Origin of the sequence: Mesorhizobium yinganensis (genome assembly GCF_040081985.1) — a bacterium.
Taxonomy (GTDB): Bacteria; Pseudomonadota; Alphaproteobacteria; order Rhizobiales; family Rhizobiaceae; genus Kumtagia; species Kumtagia yinganensis.
Genome location: NZ_JBEBMH010000006.1, coordinates 179,252 through 203,260 on the forward strand (window position 1 = coordinate 179,252; position 24,009 = coordinate 203,260).

Annotated in this window: 23 protein-coding genes and 1 tRNA gene; 13 read left to right on the forward strand and 11 right to left on the reverse strand. The window is 61.4% G+C overall.

Translation table 11 applies throughout. The features are described 5' to 3' along the window. Positions 1-145: 145 nt before the first annotated feature. On the forward strand, positions 146-604 hold the full coding sequence (locus tag ABMA59_RS14335; protein WP_349006041.1) for a tripartite tricarboxylate transporter TctB family protein: 459 nt from the start codon (positions 146-148) through the stop codon (positions 602-604). A gap of 13 nt (positions 605-617) precedes the next feature. Further along, positions 618-2,129, forward strand: coding sequence for a tripartite tricarboxylate transporter permease (locus ABMA59_RS14340; protein WP_349006042.1), 1,512 nt, complete (start codon positions 618-620; stop codon positions 2,127-2,129). 741 nt (positions 2,130-2,870) lie between these two features. Here the strand turns inward: ABMA59_RS14340 and ABMA59_RS14345 are convergent. Further along, positions 2,871-3,671, reverse strand: a complete 801-nt coding sequence (locus tag ABMA59_RS14345; protein ID WP_349006043.1) for a hypothetical protein — start codon at positions 3,669-3,671, stop codon at positions 2,871-2,873. A gap of 1,112 nt (positions 3,672-4,783) precedes the next feature. Between ABMA59_RS14345 and ABMA59_RS14350 the strand changes: the two genes are divergently transcribed. Continuing rightward, positions 4,784-5,104, forward strand: a complete 321-nt coding sequence (locus ABMA59_RS14350) for a hypothetical protein (RefSeq protein WP_349006044.1) — start codon at positions 4,784-4,786, stop codon at positions 5,102-5,104. 288 nt (positions 5,105-5,392) lie between these two features. Here ABMA59_RS14350 and ABMA59_RS14355 read toward each other — a convergent pair whose 3' ends face one another. After that, positions 5,393-6,547, reverse strand: coding sequence for a tetratricopeptide repeat protein (locus ABMA59_RS14355; protein WP_349006045.1), 1,155 nt, complete (start codon positions 6,545-6,547; stop codon positions 5,393-5,395). Between the two features lie 409 nt (positions 6,548-6,956). Here ABMA59_RS14355 and ABMA59_RS14360 point away from each other — a divergent pair, with 409 nt between their 5' ends. Beyond that, the gene (locus ABMA59_RS14360) at positions 6,957-7,298 is read left to right on the forward strand and encodes a hypothetical protein (protein ID WP_349006046.1); all 342 of its coding nucleotides are present in this window, start codon (positions 6,957-6,959) and stop codon (positions 7,296-7,298) included. 58 nt (positions 7,299-7,356) lie between these two features. On the opposite strand, the gene ABMA59_RS14365 is transcribed toward ABMA59_RS14360, so the two are convergent. Then, the gene (locus ABMA59_RS14365) at positions 7,357-8,301 is read right to left on the reverse strand and encodes a calcium-binding protein (protein ID WP_425475919.1); all 945 of its coding nucleotides are present in this window, start codon (positions 8,299-8,301) and stop codon (positions 7,357-7,359) included. Positions 8,302-9,614: 1,313 nt separating this feature from the next. Beyond that, on the reverse strand, positions 9,615-10,067 hold the full coding sequence (locus tag ABMA59_RS14370) for a hypothetical protein (protein WP_349006048.1): 453 nt from the start codon (positions 10,065-10,067) through the stop codon (positions 9,615-9,617). A 63-nt stretch (positions 10,068-10,130) separates the two neighbouring features. Here ABMA59_RS14370 and ABMA59_RS14375 point away from each other — a divergent pair, with 63 nt between their 5' ends. Next, the gene (locus ABMA59_RS14375; protein ID WP_349006049.1) at positions 10,131-11,003 is read left to right on the forward strand and encodes a hypothetical protein; all 873 of its coding nucleotides are present in this window, start codon (positions 10,131-10,133) and stop codon (positions 11,001-11,003) included. A gap of 372 nt (positions 11,004-11,375) precedes the next feature. On the opposite strand, the gene ABMA59_RS14380 is transcribed toward ABMA59_RS14375, so the two are convergent. The 4 genes from ABMA59_RS14380 to ABMA59_RS14395 all read right to left on the reverse strand — a co-directional run bounded on the left by ABMA59_RS14380 (position 11,376) and on the right by ABMA59_RS14395 (position 13,220). Continuing rightward, complete coding sequence (locus ABMA59_RS14380) at positions 11,376-11,564, reverse strand: hypothetical protein (RefSeq protein ID WP_349006050.1); 189 nt, start codon at positions 11,562-11,564, stop codon at positions 11,376-11,378. A 330-nt stretch (positions 11,565-11,894) separates the two neighbouring features. Beyond that, entirely contained in the window at positions 11,895-12,392 is a 498-nt protein-coding gene (locus ABMA59_RS14385; protein ID WP_349006051.1) for a hypothetical protein, read from the reverse strand. Positions 12,393-12,652: 260 nt separating this feature from the next. Then, a tRNA-Leu gene (locus ABMA59_RS14390) sits at positions 12,653-12,737 on the reverse strand. Between the two features lie 63 nt (positions 12,738-12,800). Further along, complete coding sequence (locus ABMA59_RS14395; RefSeq protein ID WP_349006052.1) at positions 12,801-13,220, reverse strand: hypothetical protein; 420 nt, start codon at positions 13,218-13,220, stop codon at positions 12,801-12,803. Positions 13,221-13,477: 257 nt separating this feature from the next. Here ABMA59_RS14395 and ABMA59_RS14400 point away from each other — a divergent pair, with 257 nt between their 5' ends. Both ABMA59_RS14400 and ABMA59_RS14405 read left to right on the forward strand, forming a co-directional pair. Further along, entirely contained in the window at positions 13,478-13,711 is a 234-nt protein-coding gene (locus tag ABMA59_RS14400) for a hypothetical protein (RefSeq protein WP_349006053.1), read from the forward strand. Between the two features lie 130 nt (positions 13,712-13,841). Beyond that, positions 13,842-14,108 carry an SH3 domain-containing protein gene (locus ABMA59_RS14405; protein ID WP_349006054.1) on the forward strand — a complete coding sequence of 89 codons (267 nt, stop codon included), beginning with the start codon at positions 13,842-13,844 and terminating at the stop codon, positions 14,106-14,108. Between the two features lie 102 nt (positions 14,109-14,210). On the opposite strand, the gene ABMA59_RS14410 is transcribed toward ABMA59_RS14405, so the two are convergent. Beyond that, positions 14,211-15,764 (reverse strand): putative bifunctional diguanylate cyclase/phosphodiesterase, encoded by a 1,554-nt coding sequence (locus ABMA59_RS14410; RefSeq protein ID WP_349006055.1) that lies wholly within the window; start codon positions 15,762-15,764, stop codon positions 14,211-14,213. Between the two features lie 199 nt (positions 15,765-15,963). Then, positions 15,964-16,926 carry an alpha/beta fold hydrolase gene (locus tag ABMA59_RS14415; RefSeq protein ID WP_349006056.1) on the reverse strand — a complete coding sequence of 321 codons (963 nt, stop codon included), beginning with the start codon at positions 16,924-16,926 and terminating at the stop codon, positions 15,964-15,966. 223 nt (positions 16,927-17,149) lie between these two features. On the opposite strand from ABMA59_RS14415, the gene ABMA59_RS14420 reads away from it, so the two are divergent. Next, positions 17,150-18,517, forward strand: coding sequence for a calcium-binding protein (locus ABMA59_RS14420; RefSeq protein WP_349006057.1), 1,368 nt, complete (start codon positions 17,150-17,152; stop codon positions 18,515-18,517). A gap of 114 nt (positions 18,518-18,631) precedes the next feature. Here the strand turns inward: ABMA59_RS14420 and wrbA are convergent, their stop codons facing one another. Beyond that, a complete protein-coding gene (gene wrbA / locus ABMA59_RS14425; protein ID WP_349006058.1) occupies positions 18,632-19,231 on the reverse strand; it encodes an NAD(P)H:quinone oxidoreductase type IV in 600 nt (199 codons plus the stop codon). Positions 19,232-19,403: 172 nt separating this feature from the next. Here wrbA and ABMA59_RS14430 point away from each other — a divergent pair, with 172 nt between their 5' ends. The 5 genes from ABMA59_RS14430 (at position 19,404) to ABMA59_RS14450 (ending at position 23,928) form a co-directional block, all read left to right on the forward strand. Further along, positions 19,404-20,144: a competence/damage-inducible protein A gene (locus ABMA59_RS14430; protein ID WP_349006059.1), complete on the forward strand. Its 741-nt coding sequence runs from the start codon at positions 19,404-19,406 to the stop codon at positions 20,142-20,144. 89 nt (positions 20,145-20,233) lie between these two features. Then, complete coding sequence (locus ABMA59_RS14435) at positions 20,234-21,070, forward strand: universal stress protein (RefSeq protein WP_349006060.1); 837 nt, start codon at positions 20,234-20,236, stop codon at positions 21,068-21,070. A gap of 100 nt (positions 21,071-21,170) precedes the next feature. Then, on the forward strand, positions 21,171-21,668 hold the full coding sequence (gpt, locus tag ABMA59_RS14440) for a xanthine phosphoribosyltransferase (protein ID WP_349006061.1): 498 nt from the start codon (positions 21,171-21,173) through the stop codon (positions 21,666-21,668). Between the two features lie 132 nt (positions 21,669-21,800). Further along, the gene (locus ABMA59_RS14445; RefSeq protein ID WP_349006062.1) at positions 21,801-22,292 is read left to right on the forward strand and encodes an NUDIX hydrolase; all 492 of its coding nucleotides are present in this window, start codon (positions 21,801-21,803) and stop codon (positions 22,290-22,292) included. Positions 22,293-22,389: 97 nt separating this feature from the next. Further along, complete coding sequence (locus ABMA59_RS14450; protein ID WP_349006063.1) at positions 22,390-23,928, forward strand: inorganic phosphate transporter; 1,539 nt, start codon at positions 22,390-22,392, stop codon at positions 23,926-23,928. Positions 23,929-24,009 lie beyond the last annotated feature (81 nt).

Below are 24,009 nucleotides of genomic sequence, written 5' to 3' on the forward strand. Positions count from 1 at the left end.
AAGCGACATCTCGCCCGCCGATAAAAAGGGCAGCCCTTCAGCACATGGCCGCAGCGTGACTTGCGCGGCAACGGCAACGTGAAATCATGCAGGCCGAGGAGAGCCGGGCTCGAGGCCGCGGCATGGCAAGCAAAGGGGAGAAACGATGAATTCGCTGACTTTCGACCGGACCAACGCGCTGTGCGGCGGGTTCTTCATCCTCTCCGGGCTCATCTTCGGCTACCAGTCGCTGACGGTCGACCTGGGGTCATGGCTGCGCATCGGTCCCGGCGGGCTGCCGCTGGTGCTGTCGGGCCTGCTGGTGCTGCTCGGCGCCATCATCCTCGTCCAGGCGGCACGCACGGAAGGCGAGCCGGCGGGGCGCATCGCCTGGCGGGGCATGCTGTTCATCCTGCTGTCGCCGCTGATCTTCGGCCTCACCGTGCGCGGGCTGGGTTTCATCGGCTCGGTGTTCATCACCTCGCTGTTCGCTTCCTTCGCCTCCTACCGCATGAAGCTGTGGATGGCCGTCGTGCTGGCCGTCGCGCTCACCGTCTTCTCGACGGCGGTGTTCAGCTACGGGCTCGGCCTTCCGTTCGAGCGCATCGGACCCTGGCTGCGCTGACGGGAGGCGGATCATGGACCTGTTCTCGAACCTCGCGCTTGGCTTCGCTACCGCCTCGACACTCGCCAATATCGGCTTCTGCCTGATCGGCGTGCTGCTCGGCACCCTGATCGGCGTGCTGCCGGGCATCGGCGCCACCGCGACCATCGCCATGCTTCTGCCGATCACCTTCCAGATCGGCGATCCCGTCTCCTCGCTGATCATGCTCGCCGGCATCTATTACGGCGCGCAATATGGCGGCTCGACCACGGCGATCCTGATCAACATGCCGGGCGAATCCTCCTCCGCCGTCACCGCGATCGACGGCTACCAGATGGCGCGCAACGGCCGCGCCGGCGTGGCGCTGGCCACCGCCGCGATTGGCTCTTTCGTTGCCGGAACCATCGCCACGGTGCTGATCGCGCTGTTCGCGCCGCCGCTGACCGCGATGGCCCTCAAATTCGGCGCCGCCGAATACACGTCGCTGATGGTCGTCGGCCTCGTCATGTCAGTGGCGCTGGCGCATGGATCGGTGATCAAGGCAATCGCCATGGTGGTGCTCGGCCTGTTGCTTGGCCTGGTTGGCCAGGACGTGATTTCCGGCGCGCCGCGCCTGAACTTCGGTCTCTACCAGCTCGGCGACCAGTTGAACTTCGTCGCCATTGCCGTCGGCCTGTTCGGCATCGCCGAGATCCTGCGCAACCTGGAAGACGAACGCACCCGCGAGGTGCTGATGGCGAAGGTCACAGGCCTGATGCCGACCCGCGAGGACTTCCGGCGCATGACCGCGCCGATCCTGCGGGGCACGGCGCTCGGCTCCCTGCTCGGCATCCTGCCCGGCAACGGCGCGGTGCTCGCCGCCTTCGCCTCCTACACGATCGAGAAGCGCGCCTCCGACCGACCGGAGGAATTCGGCAAGGGGGCGCTCGCCGGCGTCGCCGGACCGGAATCGGCCAACAATGCCGGCGCCCAGACCTCGTTCATCCCGATGCTGACGCTGGGCATTCCCGCCAACCCGGTGATGGCGCTCATGATCGGCGCGATGATCATCCAGGGCATCGTGCCCGGACCCAACGTCGCCGCCGAAAACCCCGACCTGTTCTGGGGGCTGATCGCCTCCATGTGGATCGGCAATTTGCTGCTCATCATCCTCAACCTGCCGCTCATCGGTCTGTGGGTGAAGCTGCTGAAGGTTCCCTATTACGTGCTGTTCCCGACGATCATGGCGTTCTGCTCGATCGGCGTCTATTCGGTGAATTCTAATGTCTGGGACCTCTATGTCGTCGCCTTCTTCGGACTGCTCGGCTATTTCCTGCTGAAGCTGCGCTGCGAGCCGGCGCCACTGCTTCTGGGCTTCGTGCTCGGGCCGCTGCTGGAGGAAAATCTTCGCCGCGCCATGATTCTTTCGCGCGGCGACCCGTCGACATTCGTCACCCGCCCGATTAGCGCGTTGCTGCTGGCAGCCGCGGTCGCGGTGCTGGTGATCGTCCTGCTGCCGTCGGTGCGCAAGAAGCGCGACGAAGTGTTTGTGGAGGAGGATGCCTGACCGACGCTTTGCGCCCCCCACTTGCCCGGGCCGGGGGCCGGGCTACAAACGGCGCGGCAACGCGTTTGGAGTTTCCCGCCCTCGACAACCGTTTGCGGCCGCTGAACCACAGCGTCGCAGATGTCTGAATGTGCTATTGCGGTCTTGAAAGAAGCCCGGCTGGACTGGAACCCACAGCGCAAAAATGGTCCTAGCGAAAGCTGCAGCGCATGGACTATGCAGCCCTTAGCACTATCGTGCCCTCGGCTGCGTTGGCGCACCAGCGAGCCACAGCGCCGTCCAAGCTGCGATCGACGGTGACGATCTCGCGATCGGCGAATTCGCCGCAAGCGGTCCAGACATTTCCGTCAGGTTGGGAAACGGTCACTTCGACGTGCCGCCCGGCAATCCCCACGGTAACAACGCGCCTCATCGCAAACCTGCCATTGCCTGGATGAAAACTGGACGAACCCGCCTGAGCGTTTCCCCACCCTCACTATGGAACTTTGCAACAGAATTGCAAGGTGAAAATTCTTTGTAACGCCAAATTCGGTCAATAACGGTCAAAATCCAACATCAAAACCGAGGAGTCCGCCCGCAAGCTTTGATTCGACGACGCCGGACCGCCCGAATTCGTCGCAAGGTTTGTCAGGATCGAGACGCCTGACAGGGGCTTGATCCCTTCCTCGATCACGGCGGCAATCAGGTGGGTCTTACGTTGAGCAAGCCCAGTGCCAGCAGCGGCCCTTCTTCCGTAGCCTGCTAGAAGTACTGGCGCAGTTCGTTGAGCACGAAGTTGCCGAGGCGCTTGCCTCGATTGCGCAGGATGCGCAGCGGACCCTGATCGACAAAATAAGTGAGCAGGATCGAATCGCGCGACTTCACATCCGGGGGCACTTTGTCGGCCGAATGCCAGGTATCCGTGTCGACTGCGAACGCATAACCGCAATTGCGCGCAAAGCGCATTTGCGTGCTCCGCGCAAGTTTGCCGTTCGGCAGCACGTCGTGGAACACGGTTCCGATGTTGGCGTGACTGTCGTCAGGAGGCAGGTAGAGCTGTACCGTGATGCCCTTCCAGTGAGTGTCGGGATGCGGCGAGATGGAGTAACCTGGTATATCCCTCGTCAGCACCGGAATCGGAAACATCCCCACCCTATTGGAGCCGGCGCCATGGCGGCTCTCTAAGGCGGGAGCCAAGCGTCGCCTCAGGGCCTCCAGAACTTTGTCCGACCGCAGTGCCTTGCCGACAGCGTTCCAGAATGCACGTTTCTCCGGCGGCAGGTGGCGGATATATTCCGGGAACAGATCGATCTTGACGCGCGTGTGAGCACCGCTTGAATTGCGTTTCTTGCTGCGGCCATGCATCGGCCGATAATCAGCCGACTGCGGCATCAACTCAAGGATGCGCTCGTAAACGTCGTCCGGGAAGACCCTGTCGAACTCTAGATGCGGGAACGGCTTTTCCACGAGCCGCGCATCATCGATCGACTGCGCCACGAAACTGGAAATGCTTTCCACATCCCGCTTGCGCTGGGCCGGCGGCACTGTAACCGATTGTTCCATGCACGCCCTTCCGCAGCGCCTGAAATCCCGACTCAAATTTGTCAGAAACTTGGCTCCTTCGCAACGTTTGCTGGCACGGTCTGTGCTTCGTATGAGATTGCCAGTCCCTAACCTGGCACCGATGTACCAAATCGGGAATGTAAGATCGCCGGGCCTGGGCGGGGTGAATATGGCCCGGCGAACTTTCAGCGAACAGCGTGACCGGCGCGGCGCCCCCCGAAGGAGCCCTAGAAGCCGCGCCGGCCAAGGCGGCAAGGGCGATGGGGTCGTTATTGCCGCAAGCGAAAATGCCACGGCGGTTAGGCCTGGGACAGGGCTAGACCACCCGATAATTCGAGCTATGCGCGCCGGAGATCCGCACGTGGAGCGCCCGCCCGCTGCGGCGGAGGCAAGCGGCCGCTCTAGGTCCGAACCAAACCCTTTAGCCACATCCGGACAGCCGCAAGGTCAAAGCGGCTGCGCGACGGGCGAGATTTGGGCGTGGATCCTGATCCGACGGTCCCGCCCACGAAAGGTCTTGGAGCGTCGCCCGTAGCCAAAGGCGGCCTCACGGACACACGGGGTCTTGGCATTGCGTTATGTCGTTCAATGGCACCCATGGGGATTCTCCCAAGTGCGCCCCGCCGGTTTTGAGCAAATCATGTTTTGGCGCTCGCCGAAATCAAAAATGACATCCGCTGCGATCAAAAGCAGGCCAATCGAGTCTCCGTCCGATCACCAAATTGGGAACGGACCTTTTGGTTCTCTGAAGCCTCGCGCCAGTCGCCCTCCGCTATCGAAGAGGAACGCCGTCCGGTTCGCCGCTACATTTTCGTCATTGGTTTCTCATCGGCGATCTTCGCGGCCTGTAGCTGGCCATGAAATGCAGGACAACAAAATCGCGCTGTGCTCCAAGCCTTCGGCGACAGCGTCGGCAACCTGTGGACGACGAGGCCGAATGACAGCAGCCCGTCCTCACCCACAGATTATCAGCACGGCTGTGAGAATGATGCCGGACTTGTCGCCGATGCAGGGGCATTTCGTTCGTTTCTGTTCCCCGCACTCTCTCGACGGCTCCCACCACCTGCCTTATTGTCGCCGCGACGCCGAGGGGCGTCGGAAGGGGACATTGCATGATCAATATTTACCGCCTTGCGGTTGGTGCCGCTTTGCTGGCGCTCGTCGGTTGCCAGTCCGACGAGGACACGGGAGTGCGCATGGCTTCCAGTTCGGCCGACAATCAGGAGGACGCCGCCGTGCCACAAGTTGCGGAGGATGCCTGCGTGAAAGAAGTCGGCCGCACTACCAAAAGCACCCAACTCGTGGTGCTTGAAAAGGTCTACTCCCCTCAGAACTCGCAAGTGAAGGTCGGCGTTGGTCCGGACAAAACGCCGTGGCTATGTATGACGTCCAACGCTGGATTGGTGGCAAGCGTGATATCGACCGCCGAATGAAGGCGGTGCCAAAGCCGCGCGCCCACCACCGTTTCGCGCGCCGATTGCAACAGGGCTCGACCGCCCGCCCAGATCGGCTGGCAGATAGCAGTCGAGTTGACCGACACCTTCAAACCGAGATGTCCGCTTGCACTGCGCGAGACGGAAGGCTGCGCGCCTAAGCACCGTGGCTTCACCAACCTGGCATGGGCATGATAATCGCCGGAAACGATCTCGAAACCGGAAACGGCGGGGCAACACCCCCTCGTATTCGCCCGTTGTACTGCCGCAACCAATCCAGAAAAATACTTAATTACCCGTCGTCAATGTCGCGAGCTTGTCTGCATAATGACGATCGGTGGGCGCCAATTCACACGCTCTCCGAAACGCCGCTATCGCCTCGGTTCGGTTATTCTGCTGCAGGTAGGCAAGGCCAACATCATAGATCGGCCTGGCGAAGTCAGGCCACATGCGCGCGGTCTCTCTGTGAAATTCAATCGCCTGCGCATAACGCCCGAGCCCGCGAAGGCAGACGCCAAACAGATGACGGGCCTCCTCCTGATGCGGGTTCATGGCCAGCGAGGTGCCCAAATGACACAGGGCTTCCTGGAAATTCTTATGACGCACCAGTGCCTTGCCCAGGAGATACCGGGCGTGGTCGGAGGTGGGGCGCAGTTTGACTGCAATTTGAGCCGCCTCCAGGCCCTCGGCGTCCCTCCGGTCGGTCAGTCTGCGATATGCCTTGAATTGCGCATTGACGAACTCGGCGGACTCCAAACCGTCGTCCGCCTCCTCGAAAGAGGGCAGAACCTTATCTGCGAGGAAAGCGTCCAGAAGAGGCTTCAGGCGATCCCGCGTTCGGAGATATCGAGGGATGCTGTGATCCACGCCGCGAAGCGTGATCAACTGGACATGCTCCATCCGGCGAAGCCGGAGCGCTTCCCTCAAATCCACGGCATCCGATTCACCGAAGACCGCTGTCGTCGGGCATGCCCGTTCCTTCATCAGCCCCAGCAAATCCGGATATGGGAGGGAGGCATCCTTGGAAATGTATCGGGAACTCCGTCTCCCGTCTCCCCTCACTTTCGTCTCAAACGAGAAAGCCAGTATTTTCGCCCCGAGCAGACAACCGTACAGAACCGCGCCGCTGCCTCCCATGCTCGCCCCGACGCAGTAGACATGGCGCGCCCCAACCTCGGCAGCCATGTTTTTGATGCTTTCGACAGTCGCCTCCACGGATGACCCTAATCCGGGTATGCCGAGTTGGTACCACATGTTCATCGGGCCATTGTTGACAAGCAAGCAATTGAATCTGGCCCTGGCCTCATTCGCATAACCCCAGAAATCAAAGCTCCCGCTGTCTCGGTTCGTTCCCGAAAAGAATATGACTAATTTGTCGGAATCTCGCGAGCGCAGAAGTGAGAAACTGGGTGTGGCGAGATCAGCCTCATCGGAATTGGACATAACAGTTTCCAAGGCATGACTCGAACTGACAGATGTAGACATTACGTTCTCTCGATGTTCCGGTCTCGATTCGCCCTGCCCGGGGCGGGAGGCTTGCACAGCGATGGCCCGATCACCAACCTTTAACCTGCGATACCCGTCCCTCTAGGTCTTCGTCCTCGTCCTCGTCCACAAAATTCCGCGCGGGATGACAGGCCCGGCCTTCGCTGAAGGATGGCCGGAATACCGGGTCGAGGCTTCTGTCAAAACAGAAAAGCCTAATGAGATCGATCTTGTGCAGACGACGAGAATCGAACCCATACGGGCAAGCCCAAGGGATTTTCAAGTCATTTGACCGGGGAAGGTCATAATCGGCGACCACTCGACCTTCCCCGCCGATCGTACCCGCGCGGAAGCGCAGTCCAAGTTGATGATGACCGCGCTATCGAACTTGGCTGGCACCGATAATCCCTGCCTCGGCGTCAAGAAGAAAAAGGAGACGCCTCGTGATGTTTGGCTCGACGAAGCAGGCTTGCCGAAGTTCGTGAAGCCGCTGGCAACGGTGCAGGCACCGCATGGTGACTTGATCCGGTTCCTCACCGTCTCGGGGCGGCGCATATCCGAGGCGAGCATGCTAACCTGGAATATGGTTGACCTCGATGCTGGTCACGGTCGCGGCGCAAGGTGTCGCATCGGGGCTGGCGCTTGCCTTCGGCACGTTCCTGTCAAATCTGGCAGCGTTCGCCATTCCGCCGGTTGGGACGTTGTTTAGCTTGTCGGCGCCAGCAGCGCCGCGACGCCGAGCGGGAGGCGAGAAGGGCGTAGCCTGCTCAGATCACCACGAAATCGGCAGCGGTGAGAGAAGGACCGGTTGAGAGCGACGCGATCTTGATCGCTGCCGCGCCGCCTAGCCCGTCCGCATCGTAGAACAGCGATCCGGTGTTTGAATTGTAGACGATACGGTCGTCGGTATCGCGCGCCGACAGGATATTGTCCTTGAACGCGGACACATCGAGCGCGCCGACACCAAGCGCAGTAAAGATCGCGCTATTTAGTGCGATCTGATCGTCCGCGACGTTGAAGTCCATGATCTTGTCGACGTTGCCGCTGGACAGCGCGGTGGAGAAGCGGAAGGTGTCCGCCCCGCCCATGCCCCAGAGAATGTCATTGCCGCCGGCACCGTCCAGCACGTTGGCACCGTCGTTGCCTCGCATGACCTGCTTGATTTCGTTGCCGGTCAGATTGATGGCAAAATTCGCATGCAGCGAGGTCGTACTAAGATATTCGACGCTAACGCCATCTGCCAGCACATAGCTCACGCCCGCACAGGCGCGATCGGTGCCCTCGCCGTCCACCTCCACGATCACCGCGCCGGCGTTGTAGACGGAATAGATGTCATTGCCGCCACGGCCTGTCAGCGTGTCGGCGCCGCCGACGCCGCCATCGTTGAGGATATTGTTGCCGGCGTTGCCAGACAGCGTATCGGATGACCGCGATCCGGTCAGGTTCTCTATGTTTACCAGTGTGTCGTTATCGGCGTCGCCGCCGGCGCCTCTGCCTGAGATCAGGTCGACGGTGACGCCTGAACCAGACCCGCGATAGCTCGCCGTGTCATTGTCCTCGCCCCCATTCAGCAAATCGATGCCGGCCCCGCCTTCAAGCGTGTCGTTCCCACGGTGGCCATAGAGGTTGTCGTCATTGAGGCCGCCGATAAACAGATCGCCGAAGTCTCCGCCTGAGAACGTCGCGACCCCGGCACCTCCAGAAATGTCCAGGTAAAGGCCGGCGTTGGCCGGCGTGAGATTAGCGTTGCCCGTGTCTCTCATCGAGAAGATCGATAAAGGGCCAGGCGAATAGTAGAACACATCGTCCAAGCTTGCAGGCGGCAGGTTCGGATCGCCATTGATTCCCACCGCAAGGGGATTGTTGATTTCGACTTGGCTGGCCATAGTCGATCCATCAAAGCGGAAGATATCGAAAGAACTCACCGATCGATAATCGCCGTTCGCGGTGTACCGAAATACTCCTGCCATGTGCTACCGTCCCGTCACGTTGCGCTCGGTGTAGGAAAATTCGTGAAAATTCATCGGACAATCAGGAAAGGTACGGGGGCAGAAGGTCGCTGTATATCGGATCGAGTGGAAAGGACGTGGAATTCTTTGTCCTTTCCATGGAAATTCCAACCATTTCCATGAGTGCGAATGGCGTGGTTCCGAATTCGCAGGAACCTCACGAAACGACGTCGCCCCTTCCAACGATAGCCAAAACTACCATCTGGCGCATCCTCAGGCAGATGGGCGATTGCAGCAAACCAAGCCGCCTCAACTATGCCGCAGCGGCTCGGGCGGTCAGTTCATGGTCTTGATCTTTGGCGGGGCCGTCGCAAGCCTGCCTCGTCGGCAGTGAGCCCCCCAAAGCCATTCCCGTTTATCGGATGGTGTTGAATCTCATTATACGTCCGACGACCCCGCCTTCATCCGGCGATCGAATGCGCTGAAATCCCCATGGTTCTGGCTTGGCCATGTCTCACGCCACTTCAGACGAACGGTGTCGGGACCTTGCTTAGCCGGCTCTTGATTCGACGCCGGACTGCGCTCCCCTATCGGAGGAGGTAAAAATAATGCCCATGAGCGTGAGCGGCATCCCGTTTTGAATCAATGACTCTCGCAGAATATCCCAAGCGGTGCCTGGCACGACAGCGTTCTCGCAAAGCGCACTCGCTGACAGGATTTTGGTTGCTGCGGGGAAGGCAGGCATGCCACCGCGCGAGATTGATGAAGAGGCGAAGGGCGTCTTCGCATCGGTGCTGAGTTTGATGAAAGGAGAGAAATAAGCCTGCCACCGGAGGGGAGGATCGGCAGCAGGCTCATTTCGACGCGGGCGAAGGCAGAGCCACCCGCACAAAGACCCGACGTTAAAGCGGAGGTCGCAGTCGCCTTGGTCTCTGAACTTGCAAGCAGTTTAGAAGCCGATCGTAACCGCCGCATGCCAGCGCCGCCGGCGAATGTAACTTGGCACGCCTTACGCAACGTGTGAGCCAGTCACATCCTCGCGTGACGCCAGTGTATCAATCCCGATCCGGCTGCTGTTAGATCACCGCCCAAAGGAGAACGCCGACGACGAAGGCCATCGCTATCCATGTGCTCCACAGCAATATCCGTACGCTGTCGACTCGTTCTCCCCGGTCTACAAATCGTCGTATCCCTTCTCGCTGAACGGCGGCGTAGGGCTTGCTTATCGCGCGAACATGGCCGTCAGCCAGGAAGCGTTCAACAATCTCCGGGCACCTCGTCTTGGGCTCCGCCTCCAAAAGCCGCCGAAGCCTGTCGCTGGTGCGCTCCACCTCCATCCAATCGGTCGGCTGCCGCTCTTCGGCAGCGAGGATAGCTCCAACTCTCTTGCGAAGTTCAGCAGCTTTCATCCCAGGATTGAACGCCACCCATACAGGCAGTGGAAGTAACTTACGGTAACCGCTCTGTGGGGTAGGGACCGCATGAATTTTACGCGCGATGATCGGACCCAGAAAATCGGATTTGATCACCTGTTAGCTTCACCAAGGTCGATACTGCCCGTTATTGAGGCAGTTGAAGGGAGGGACAAGGGGATGGTGATCCGTGCGGCGACTTGCGCGGCGGCTTCGGTAGCTCTGTTGCTGCCTTTTGTTTCGTTGGCAGCTGCTCAGGAGGACCTGCGCGAAGCTGCCCAAAACCCCATTGCCAATCTGATCAGTCTGCCGTTTCAAAACAACATGAATTTCGGCATTGGCAACACCGATAACGTTCAAAACGTTATGAACATCCAGCCGGTCATTCCATTCCACCTTAACGATGACTGGAACCTGATCGTCCGCCCGATCCTCCCTATCGTCTATCAGGAGCCATTTCTCGGCGGCCTGCAACTTCAGGAAGCCGAGCAGGTGCTTGGCAGCAACATAGGTCAAAACCACTTTGGACTTGGCGACCTCACGCCGGAGATTTTCTTTTCACCTAGCAAGCCTGTGATGTTGGCACCGGATGTAAGCTTGGTGTGGGGTGCTGGCGCGGCATTTCAACTGCCTACGGCAACGAACGATCTGCTGGGCACTGGAAAGTGGTCTGCCGGACCCGCGTTCGTTACGTTTTTAAGCGTCAAGCCCCTCCACATAACGACTGGTTTTCTCGCCGTTAACATCTGGTCGTTTGCAGGGGACGGGGATCGCGCTGATGTCAACGAACTCACGTTCCAGCCGTTCTTGAACTATAACATGCCGAAAGGCTGGTATTTAACCTCTGCCCCCGTCATCACCGCCGACTGGGAAGCTGGCGAAGATAATCGCTGGACGGTACCAATCGGCGGCGGCATCGGTCGCATCTTCAAGATCGGTGAACAGCCGATCAATGCGCAGTTGTCGGCATACTACAATGTAGTGAAACCTGACGACACCGGCGCTGATTGGCAACTGCGCGCACAATGGACGTTCCTTTTCCCGTCGCGCTGATCCGTTAGGGAGTCTGTCGCCACATAGCCGCTTGGCGATACAAACTCAGCCTTCCCGCAGCCTCACGCCAGCGCCGCCGCCGTTCTCGGGATGAAATCGACGCCGGCCACATGTGGCACGTCGAGGCCGCAATTACGTTTCTCGCAATCGCCGCCGGCATAAAGACATCGCAGTGGCCGCAAAGGATGCGAACGACCGCATCCTCTGCAACTCCGACACGGGGATACTCTACTATGATCCGGATGGCACTGGAGCGGGAGCGGCAGTGAAATTCGCGGTACTCACCGGATCGCCGACACTGACCGCAGCCGACTTCGTGGTGGTCTGGTCAGGTAACCAAGCCCGGTTGCGAATGCGACCGGGCTCACTTCCTCAGGCGGCAGCGCTCCAATCATCGGCGGCCGTCGCCCGCCAACGGTCCAACACCGCATCGGGACTGCGATCCACCACGACGATGTCACGATCGGCGAACTCGCCAGCCGCCGCCCATAGACCGGCGCCGAGTCGAGAAACCCTCACCTCCTGAGGCTTTCCACGCACATTCACCTCTGTCCGTTGCATCGTCCCATCCCGCTTGGCCGCCGCAAATCCCGGAGCAGCAATTACCTCCGGATTGTGAAAGGCGCAACAGAGTATGTTGTAACCATGACAATCGCGACGGATTGGCAAGTTCGTCGTCTGGAAAACGGAACCAATTGTCCGCGGTAACGTTTGATGCAGCCGGCGTCGATTGCCCCTCAATCGAAGTCGGCAGGCCCTGGCTCGGACCTCCCTGGCCAGGGCCATTTTATGCTCGGCTCACGCAAATTCGCCGAAGCCGCTAAAGAGGCAAACATCTTGATTGAGTGCGGCTAAGGCCCGGCTGCGGAGACGCGACCGGGCTCGACTGCGTCAACTACCGTCGTAGCGGGTGCCCGGAGTGCCCACGGCCGTGTGATAATAGCCTTCCTTTCCGAAGATTTCCTTCACGGGTCTCCAGTAGGGCGGATTGACGCCTGCGTTACATCGGTCGTGATCGGCTTCGCCTTCTTCCGATCCAATACCACCCCATCCCGCAACTCCCGCATCCGGTTCGGATTGGGGGTTTCCGCTGGTAGGCATACCAATGCGCATCAACTTTGTTGCATAGTAGCCCAACGCGAGGGTGTTCATCTGAAAGCGACTACATCTTCCCGCGCATACCATCGCTCGTGCGAACATATAGTTCTCGGCGGCAGCCACATTGAGATCGAGCGAGTTGGGCTGCTCACCGGGACCCGGAGGCTGATCACGCCACGCCTTCAGAGCCTTCCAAGCGCTGAAATATTTTCCGCAACATGAGCCATCATCAAGCTCCGCGGCAATCCTCGCCTCGATAATCATCCGAACTAGCGCGTTGTCGACTGCCATGGACATTTCCTCGCAGTTGAGAATTCACTCGGGGATTTCGGCGTCGTGCTTAAGCGAGGACAATTTAATCCGGAGCAGGTGTGTGGACAACCCAGAGCCACCCTCTCCAGTTGCCCACGATTGGAACATTCGCCGAGGCCGCTAAAGAAGCGGACATCCTGATCGAATTAGACCCGCACCGCCCTTCTGCGTACCCTGCAATGAAAATGCCAGTGCACACACGAAGGCGGGAATGCGCCAAACTCTCAATGAAATCAATCTGGTGCGGACGACGGGAATCGAACCCGTACGGGCAAGCCCGAGGGATTTTAAGTCCCTTGCGTCTACCTGTTCCGCCACGTCCGCTTGGCTCGCAGTCCTAACGGAGCGGCGGAGGATTGCAAGTGGTGGTCGAGCCTCTGACCGGGTTCACTCCGCCAACGGACCGGCGTGGCCGTCGATTGCAATCGGCATTGCCGCGCCAATTCGGAAACTCTGGCCGGACGCGAATGCCCGCGCGTGGCTCTCGACTTCGAACTGCCGCTCGTTGACCACGCCGTTCTCTGTCAGTCGCACGATCCACGCGGGACCATCGGCGAGCAGTTCGACACGATCCGCCTTGCCGTCAGCCACAGTGGCCTCGAGGCAATCCAGAAGCATAGGAGCGCCAAACTCAGTCGCTATCCGCAACACCTGGCTTTCGAAATCTTCCAGCGCCAGATTGCAATCTTCGTAGTGCGACCGCACGCGCTCGGCGACAGCCGACACATCCACTATGCGGTCGCGTGCAAAGGCGCGTTGCACCTCTCGCCTCACCTCTTCAAGCAACCATTCGGGGAATCTGATCATGGCATTTTCCTCCTCGGAACTGCCCATGCCGCACCTTGCACCTCTCAGCTCTCGAACGCAAGAGAAAAATCGCAAAAGCGTAATTTTTTCAATATGTTAGTTAAACAAGCCAATGTCATGCAATGTGTCTGACATCCATTTGTCGCTGTATCCGGCAGGTGTGATTTTGCGTCTAAGCCAACCCTTGACGCAAGGCATACCCTTTACCTAAATAACGCCTATTACTCATTCTACTTATTTGACGCTCAGAGGATGTGATGGCGGAATTGGAGCGGGGCGAACGGCTTCAGATCATGCTGAGCGGCGACGAGTTGCTCGCGCTGGAAAATTTCAGATTCAAGAACCGTATGCCCAGCCGTGCGGCTGCCGTTCGCGAGTTGTTGCGGCGTGGCTTGGCGGGCGAGGGTTTTCTGCAGGCGGAGACCGGTCGAAAATCCCAGGATTTCGGCGTGCTGGACCAGCCCGAATTAGATGAAGGCAAAGGCAAATAGGCTTGGACCGCCCGCCGCCGCCAGCTTCTGGACAGATGAACGAGGCTACGTTCTAATTCCCCGCGATTTTTGAGCGGGGATACGATGTGATCAAGCAGGTCTTTCCTTTGCGTCGCCGTCGGCGTTCGCGTTGCTGACCCAGACCTCTTCCCCTACCCTGTCGCAATATTGCGAAGGCACCGTTTTCGGTCTTTCCGGCAAATACAATCTCGCCAAGGGAACAGGCTTCCTTGCGGTCAGGGCGGGACCCAGCGCCGGTTCGCGAATGGTCGGCCAGTTGTTCACCGGCAACACGGTCGAAATTTTCAGCCGCAAGGGCAACTGGTATCGCGCCGCCATGGGCGGGATCGATGGCCGGGCGAACAGCAAATGGATGCGCAATTCCTACGGATATTGAAGCCGCCGAACCGCTTGCGCACGGATCGCACTGGCAAGCTTGGCAGGAGTGACGCCAGATGCCGTGATCGGGCTGCGCGAACTGCGCTACCCGGACCGAACCTCAGCCCGTAAAACTCCGCATGTCGCCCCTCGTCGGGGGTGCATCGAAGAAGCGCTCGGTCTCCTCCGCCGAGGCGAGGCCGCTCGACATCTGGCCCTCGCGTATGCCGGAAGCGAGCAGCACGGAATTGCCGGTCGACCGCGGAATACCGTCGGCGTTGACCGCCAACCCCAGCCCGTGACCGAGCCCGGCCAGCGCCCGCACGACCTTCGCGGCGTCCTCCTCCTCCATCTTCTCGACGAAACGCCGGTCAATCTTGACCTTGTCGAAGCCAAATTCCTGGATGTGGTAGAGATTGGAATAACCTGTGCCGAAATTGTCCAACGCGATCCGCACACCGGCATCGCGCAAGGGCCCGAGCACGGACTTGGCGGCATCCAGATCCTGGACGATCAGGTTTTCGGCAACATCCATCTCCAGCCGCGACGGCGCGAAACCGGCAGTTTCGAGAACCCCGAGAATGCCCGCGGCAAGGTCGCGGTCGCGAACTTGCGAGGAAAGCAGGTCGATCGACAGCGTGACGTCCTTCGGCCATTGACGGGCTGCCGCGCAGGACAGTTCCAGCACCCGCCGCGCCAACTTATGGATCAACCCCGTTTCCTCGGCAATCGGGATGAAGCGCTCCGGTGGAATCTCGGTGCCGTCGGCCGCCTTCCAACTCGGCACCGCCTCAAAACCCAGCACGCGGCCGGAGATGAGGTCGATGGACGGCCGGAAGCGCGGCCGGATCATATCCTTCTCGACCGCCGCGCGCAGGTCCCGCTCCATCCGGTCGCGCTCGCGCACGTAACGGTCCATCTCCTCCTCGAAGAAGCGGAAGCTGGAGCGCCGTTCGGCCTTGGCCCTGTAGAGGGCGAGATCGGCCTTGCGCAGTGCCTCCTCGCCGGTGTGGCCGTCAGCGGGCAGCAGCGCAATGCCGATGGCGGTGCCGACCTGGTGCAGTATCCCGCCGGTCATGACGGTCTCATTGAGGCTCTGGATAGCCCGTATGGCGATGTTCGCGGCTGCTTCCGGCCCGAGCAGGTGCTGGGCCAGCACGACGAACTCATCCCCGCCGAGCCGGGCGACCAGATCGCCGTCGCGCACCGCGCGAAGCAGGCGATGCGCAACGATGGTCAGCACCTCGTCTCCGACATTGTGGCCGTAATTGTCGTTGATTTTCTTGAAGCCGTTGAGGTCGAGCAGCAGCACCGCGTGCGAGGACCCGGCGGCCGGCGGCGAGGCCACCGCCATCTTCAGCGCCTCGTCGAACTGGCGGCGGTTGGCCAATCCCGTCAGCGGATCCTGATAGGCGAGTTCGCGCGCCTGGCGCTCGGCCGCGATACGGCGGTCGATCTCGCGCTTCTGGTCATAGTAGCGGCGGATGGCGAAAACGAGCAGCCCGACGGCGAGCGTGGCGCCGATGAGCAGCATCTCGTTGAGTTCGATCTTCTCTTCCTGAAGGGAGGCTCCGCTCTCATTGGCGAAGATATCGACCTCGAGGGCGATATAGCCGAGCACAAACAGCACCGCGGCGATGACGCCGATATCCTGGATGCTGACCCTATGCCTCACGATGAAACTCCAAGTCCGTGATCCAAGAAGCCGGAACCTGTTTGCCCGGGGTAAAGCATTGGCCACGATGTCCAGGTCGGAAAGCGACGGAACGTCACCCTCGTCGGCGGGCCTGGCGTCTTTGCCTGCCAGGCGCACTTCAGCGGCATCTTCAGTCCGGTGTTGTTTCAACGGCGCCTCCCCCGAGGAGCGCAAGGGCCTATACGAACGCCTTTTCGGCCATGCGGCGGATAAATGCCTCAACACGATCGGGCAAGGCGAATTGCGGCATATGCCCGACGCCTTCCAGCAATTCCAGTTCGAAATCCCTGATCCGCCCCGCCAGCGGCAGCGCATGGTCCTCGTGGCGGATGACCTGATCCGCCGTTCCGAACAGCACGCCGACGGGCAAATCGAGTTCCTCCAGCCGCGCCTCATAGCGCGCGACTTCATGTTCCAGCGCGACGAAATCCATCACCGTCGCCTCAAAATGGCTAGGTCGAAGGCCGAGGATGCCACCACCCGCGATGATGTAATCCTGCGGCGCCGCCTGCGGGCCGAAGACGAAGGCCAGCGTCTGCGGCGCGCGTTTCATCGCCATCGGAATCGCTGTGGTGTGGGCAAGCAGCCGGCGCTTCAACGGCGAACGGATGGAGAGCGCCGCAAACTGCGGCGGCGCGGCCGATTCCTGATGCGTCACCGGTGACAGCAGAGCAAGCCCGCCGACCTTGCCGGGATGGTCGAGCGCCAGCGCCAGCGCAACGCCGCCACCCAGCGAATGGCCGACCACCAGCGGCCGCTCCAGCCCGATTTCGTCGATGAAGGCCGCGACGATCGCGGCCTGCTCGCCGAGCCTGCCGGTGGCGCCGCCGGCGCGCACCGAATAGCCCGAGCCGGGACGGTCCAATGCGATCAGATGGAAATCGCCGGCCAGCCGCGAAAACAGCGTATGGCGAAAATGGTGCAACTGCCCGCCAAGCCCGTGCAGGAACAGGATCGGCCGCCCCTGCCCTGCCTCGACATAATGCAGGCGGTTGCCGGCGACCGTGACGAACCGGCCCCTGGCCGGCACACGCGTCTCGGCTTCCCGCGCCAGCCGGCGGGTGGCCAGAACGAAGAAGCCGAGCACGAGACAGGCCACCAGGAACACTATGGCCAGAAGCCAGCCGAGATATTGGGCCATGCGCTCTCCGCCTTGCCGTCATGGATCGAAGCCGCTCAGGCGATAGCATGAGCAGCCGCCCGAACCAAATGAGAGGTGCCAGCTGTGATGCGTCGCCGCGCCGGATTACGCCAAGTTTCCGTCGATGAAATCTACTTCGTCTAATCAGGCAAAAACTGCGATTTAATACCCAGGGTTGAAACGGTATACTTTGTTGTTCAATAGAACCTGCGGGGAGGAAAGAATGGCGACATTCGGCGTCTCGACGCTCGACACGGCATTTTCGATCGACATGCGCGATCTGGTCTACAGCCAGTTGCCGGTCTCGAAGGTCGGTCAAGACGGTTATGGCAGCGACTTCCTGAATCTTGGACATCCCGGTTTCCCCCACGGCACGCCGCCGCCCTTGTCGGGACATGCCTATGTCGAAGACTATCTACAGTTCGGCGGCTCGTTCACCTTCGACGAAGACGGGTCCGGAAACCTCGTCGACATCCATGGCGCCGTCACCAACTACTTCTACGAGATCTCGTCCGTCAGCGGCGTGGCCAGTTCGATCGAAATCGTGACCGTCTCCATCGACGATTTCGCGCTCGACATTTCGCAATTCCGAACGCTCGCCGACGAGCAACTGTCGGAACTGATCTTTGCCGGCAACGACAGCATCTCCGGCGACAACGGTGCCGATACGCTTCTCGGCTTCGACGGCGACGACTTCATCACCGGCGAGGGCGACGCCGACGTGCTTTACGGCGGCGGCGGGTCGGACACGGCGAACTACGGCACCTCGCTGTCCGGCCTCTATGCCAGCCTCGCCAACCCGTCCATCAATACGGGCGATGCGAAGGGCGACCAGTATCATGACATCGAGAACCTCCGCGGCACCGACTTCGCCGACGCGCTGAACGGCGACAATGCGGTGAACGTCATCAGCGGCGACGACGGTGGCGATACACTGAAGGGCTATGGCGGCGGTGACGAGCTTCGCGGCGGCAGGGGCGACGACGTCCTGATCGGCGGCGCGGGGGCGGACAAGCTATCCGGCGATCTGGGAACTGACACCGCCTCCTATCTCGGCGCCACCGCAGGCGTCTACGCCAGCCTCGCCAACGCCGTGATCAACACTAATGACGCCAAGGGCGACAGCTATCAGTCGGTCGAGAACCTCATTGGCACTGCCTATGCCGACAGGCTGAACGGCAATACGTTCGACAACGTCATCGACGGCGGCGCGGGCGACGACATGATCAAGGGTTACGACGGCAACGACACGCTGATCGGCGGAGCCGGCAGTGACATCTTCATCTTCAACACGCCCCCGGACCGGGGCGGCAATGTCGATACGATCGTCGATTTCAACCCGGCAGAGGACACGATTCAGCTCGACGACGCCGTCTTCTCGGGGATCTGGGCGGTGGGAACCTTGCAGGGCCTGATGTTCCGCGCCAACACGAGCGGCGGGGCGCAAGGGGCAACTGACCGTATCATCTACGAGACCGACACCGGAAGACTCTTCTATGACGCGGACGGTTTCTTCAGCGGTGTCGCGATCCACTTCGCGACGCTCTCGCCAAACCTGCCCCTGCAGAACGTGGACTTCGTCGTGATCTGAAACCCGAGCCGCAAGCCTGAGATGGATTTCACCGGATAGAAAAACAGGGCGGAGGGCAATGTCCGCGCCGCCCTGCTTTCAGTCGAACCGTTCAACCGCCTCGAACCGGCGCGCTCAGCCGTGCAGCTTCGCTGCGATTTCCGCGACGCGCTTGCCCTGGAACTTCGCGCCTTCCAGTTCCTGGGCGGAAGGCTGGCGCGAGCCGTCGCTGTCGCTGGTCGTGGTCATGCCGTAGGGCGCGCCGCCGCGCACCACGTCGTTGCCCATCTGACCCTGATAGGCGTAAGACAGTGGCACGATGATCATGCCCTGGTGCTGCATGAAGACCTGGGCGTTGATCAGCGCAAGCTCGGCGCCGCCATGCTGGGTGGCGGTCGAGACCATCACCGATCCGACTTTGTTGACCAGCGCGCCTTTCATCCACAGCGGGCCGGTCTGGTCGATGAAGTTCTTGAGCTGCGCGGCCATCGAGCCGTAGCGGGTCGACGCGCCGAGGATGATGGCGTCGTAGTCGCCAAGCTCCAGCGGGTCGGCAATCGGCGCCTCCTGGTCCAGCTTGTAATAGGCGGCCTTCGCCACGGCTTCCGGAACCAGTTCGGGAACGCGCTTGACGGTCACGTCGGCGCCGGCCTCACGCGCGCCTTCCGCGGCAGCCTTCGCCATCTGCTCCATATGTCCCCAGCTCGAATAATAAAGCACCAGCACCTTGGCCATCGTTCTCTCCATCAGAAAAATTCGTTGCGCGACTGTTCGCCGGTGAGAAGAATGGCGGTTTGCGGCGTTCATTGAAAGCGCGCCCAACGCCGACACATCGTTCACCGTTTTCACACCATTGCCGGTTGCGCCGCGCCGCGCTATCTCGAAGCGGCAACATCCGGGGGTATCCATGGCAGAAACCATCAGCGCGGCGATGCTGGTCATCGGCGATGAGATTCTTTCGGGGCGCACTAAGGACCGCAACATCGGCCACCTCGCAGACATGCTGACGGCGGTCGGCATCGACCTCAAGGAGGTCCGCATCGTCGCCGATGACGAGAATGACATCGCCGACGCCGTCAATGCGTTGCGCCGACGCTACGACTACGTCTTCACCACAGGCGGCATCGGTCCCACCCATGACGACATCACCGCGGATTCGATCTCGAAGGCCTTGGGCGTGCCTTGCGAGCATGACGCCAGGGCGATGAAATTGCTCGGCGAGCACTATGCGAAACGCGACATGGAATTCACGGAAGCGCGGCAGCGCATGGCCCGCATGCCGCGCGGCGCCGAACACATCGACAACCCGGTCTCGGTCGCGCCCGGCTTCCGCATCGAAAACGTGCACGCCATGGCCGGCGTGCCGGCGATCTTCCAGGCGATGCTCGACAACATCGTGCCGACGCTGCGCACCGGCCAGAAACTCATTTCGGCAACCGTCCACTGCCCGGTCGGCGAAGGGGTGATCGGCGGGCCGCTCGGAGAGATTCAGAAGGCGCATCCCGATACGATCATCGGCTCCTACCCGAAATTTCGCGACGGCTCGTTCTGGACCGAACTCGTGATACGATCCCGCTCGGCCGAAGCTCTGGAATCAGCGCGCGCCGAGGTGGAGGCTATGGTCAACAGGCTGGCCCCGGTGGAGTGACAAAACGGCCGGGACCGGAACCAGGACGGCAGGCGCAAAGTTTCTTTCAGGACCCGCCGGGCGGGACAAGCAGACCGAGGGAGCGTCAGATGAGCTACAAGACGATAGCCGTGATCCTTCAGAGCAAGGATGACGCCCAGCGCGTTCTCGATTGCGCCGTTCCGCTGGCGCAGGCGTGGGGCGCCCATATCGTCGGCATCCATGCCGAGCCGATCCCCGTCGCCTACAGCGCCGCCGTGGGTTTTCCCGATGTCGGCGTCATCGAGACCGCCACGGAAGCCGCGGCCGAGCGCACCAAGGAGGTCGAGGCCCTCTTCACAGAACGGATGAAGGCGGCCGACCAGAGTTTCGACTGGCACAGCCTGACGAGCTATTCGGGCGACAGCGCCTATGCGGGCGCCACCCTCTCGCGCGCGGCCGATCTGGTGATCGTCGCCCAGCGCAATCCGGAATGGGCCAGCGACGATGCCCCCAGCGTCGAAGGCGTACTTTATGAATCCGGACGCCCGGTGCTGGTCGTTCCCTATGCAGGGCCCTTGACGCGGTCCTTCAACCGCATCCTCGTCTCCTGGAACGGCAGCCGGGAGGCCGCCCGCGCCGTCTTCGATGCGCTGCCGCTTATTGCCGAGGCGGGCTGGACCGAGATCTTCGTCGTGGACCCGCCGGAGGATGAAGACGAGGCGGGCGCCAGTGCTTCGGCGCTCGCGGCGGCGCTGTCGCGCCACGGCGCGGAAGTCACCGTCGCGACGGAAGCATCCCGCGGGCGCGGCGTCGACGAGGTGATCCGCGACCGTGTGGCCGCGACGGGCGCCGATTTGCTGGTGCTCGGTGCCTACAGCCACTCGTGGTTGCGCCAGATGCTGTTCGGTGGCGTAACCCGCAGCGTGCTGCACGCAATGCAGGTCCCCAGCTTCATGTCGCATTGACCACGACAAAGGCTTGCCAAGGCGGGCGACTCACCGCTAATTCAACCCGCATTCCTCTTTCGTTTCGCGCGCGGACTGCGCGCATAGGAGTGCGTTTTCGATGTCCCTGCCCGAAAAGGCCTTTCCCGTTTCGTGGGATCAGTTCCACCGCGATGCACGCGCGCTCGCCTGGCGGTTGGCCGGTGCGAACACGCAGTGGCGGGCGATCGTCTGCATCACGCGTGGCGGCCTCGTTCCGGCTGCGATCATTTCGCGCGAACTCGGCATCCGCGTCATCGAGACCGTCTCGGTCGCCTCCTATCACGACTACGCCTCGCAGGGGGAAATGACGATCCTCAAGGAGATCACGCCGGCCTTGCTGGAGAACGAAGGTCAGGGCGTGCTCATCATCGATGATCTCACCGACACCGGAAAAACCGCCGCCGTCGTCCGCGCCATGATGCCAAAGGCCCATTTCGCCACTATATACGCAAAGCCCAAGGGCCGGCCGTTGGTCGACACATTCGTGACTGAGGTGTCACAAGACACATGGATTTATTTTCCATGGGACATGGGTTTCACCTATCAGAAACCTATCGCGGACGATCATGTGGGTTGAACTTGTGGAAAAAGGGGCTTTCCCCGACTTTGGAAAGTGTATCGATTTCCACATTTTTTACTTTTCCTACGGAGAATTAACCGTAATACTTATGAGACGGCAAATGAATCCCGGGCGGGAGCAGCACTGAAAATGGTCATCGGGCACAGCCGGCGGAGCTATTTCGCCGACAGGGTGAGACGCCTTCTCGGCGGCGCGCCCTGTCGTGTGCAAGTCGCGGCTTTGCCCTGGCGCAAGGGGCCGGACGGCGTCGAGATCATGCTGATCACCAGCCGCGACACCGGCCGCTGGGTGTTGCCCAAGGGCTGGCCGGAAGGCAGCGAGGCGCTCTGGGACGCCGCCGCCCGCGAGGCATCGGAAGAAGCCGGCATTGACGGCGCGGTCGCGCATTCCGAGCTCGGCTGCTATTACTATGCCAAGCTGCAGCCTTCCGGCGCGGAGAAACGTTGCGAGGTGCATGTCTTCCCGATGGAGATCGATCAGGTGAAGGACAAATGGCCCGAGCGCAAGGAGCGCCAGCGCCAGTGGTTCTCGCCGTTGGAAGCCGCCAGGAGCGTGCGTGAGCAGGATCTCGCCGACCTGATCTCCAAATTCTCGTTGAATCCGAGACGTTCCGCCGCCTGACCGGTCCGGGGACATTTTCCCGACATGGTTGTTCTCCCATCCTGATCGCCGAAGCTGCCCTGGCGGCTGATTCGATCGCCGTCCGGGACAAGGCGTAATGGCACAGACCGGCGCATCCCCGCGCAAGACAACACTGGACAAGGATCTCGCACGCCTGGGTGAGGTCGAGGAGGCGACGAACGTCGTCGCCAGGGGACTGATCGCGCCCGGCCTGGCCTTGCTGTTTCTTGCACTCGCCGCGTTCCTCGCGTCGGTGGTTACGGGCGGCGAGCCGCGGACGGTCGTCATCATCGTCGCCGCGGCCGCCGTTGCCGCTTACATGGCGCTCAACATCGGCGCCAACGACGTCGCCAACAATGTCGGGCCCGCGGTCGGCGCCAAGGTGCTGACCATGGGCGGCGCACTCGTCATGGCGGCGGTATGCGAGACGGCCGGCGCGCTGATCGCAGGCAGCGACGTGGTCGACACGATCTCCGGCGGCCTCGTCGTGCCGGCGTCGGTCGATGGCCCGGCGCTGATACGGGTCATGCTCGCCGCCCTGCTCTCCGCGGCGCTGTGGATCAACCTCGCGACCTGGATCGGCGCGCCCGTCTCCACGACGCATTCCATCGTCGGAGCCGTCATCGGCGGCGGGATGGCGGCAGCCGGTGTCGCCTCGATCAACTGGCCGGCGATGGGCGCCATCACTTTGAGCTGGATAGCGTCACCGATCCTCGGCGGCATCATCGCCGCGACATTTCTGGCTTTCATAGAGTCGGCGATCATCTACCGCGACGACAAGATCGCGGCGGCGCGCCTCTGGGTGCCGCTGCTGATTGCCCTGATGGCCGGGTCATTCTCGACCTATCTGGCGCTGAAGGGACTGCAGAATGTCGCGGTGTTCTCGGGCTGGACGCTGGCGGCAGTTGGGCTGGTCGGTTTCATTTTCATCTGGGCCTTGGCCCATCTGCAGGTCCGCCTTGCCTCCAAGAATATGGAGAACCGCAACCAGTCGCTGAAAAAGCTGTTCCGGACGCCGCTGATCATCTCCGCCGCGCTGCTCTCCTTCGCCCATGGCGCCAACGACGTCGCCAACGCTGTCGGCCCGCTGGCCGCGATCGTCAGGGCAACCGCCACGCCGGGCGATGCCGGGGCGGGTGGTACTCCGCTCTGGGTCATGGTGGTTGGCGCCCTCGGCATATCGGTCGGCCTGCTGCTCTACGGGCCGCGCCTCGTCCGCATGGTCGGCGCCGAGATTACCAGGCTCAATCCGATGCGCGCCTTCTGCGTGGCGCTGTCGACGGCGCTGACAGTCATCATCGCCTCATGGTTCGGACTGCCGGTCAGTTCCACCCACATCGCGGTAGGGTCGGTGTTCGGCGTCGGTTTCTTCCGCGAATGGTACATCGCCAATTCCGGGCAGCGCCGCCGCTACATCGAGCGTCGCAACGCCGAGCGTCTTGCGGAAACCGCCACAACGGGAAAACCGAAAACGGACGACAACAAGGGCGCGTCCGTGTCCCGTCAGGAAATCGTCCACCGGCGGCTCGTCAGGCGCGCGCATGTGACCCGTATCGTCGCGGCATGGGTAACCACGGTGCCGGTCTCGGCAATGCTGTCGGCAGTCCTCTTCCTGCTGCTCAGCGCCCTGTCCTGAGCAGCGCATCGAACCAGACGTTTGCCGCGCCATCGCCCTCCTGTTCCCGACCGCATAGCAGCAGGAACAGGTACTGTCAGC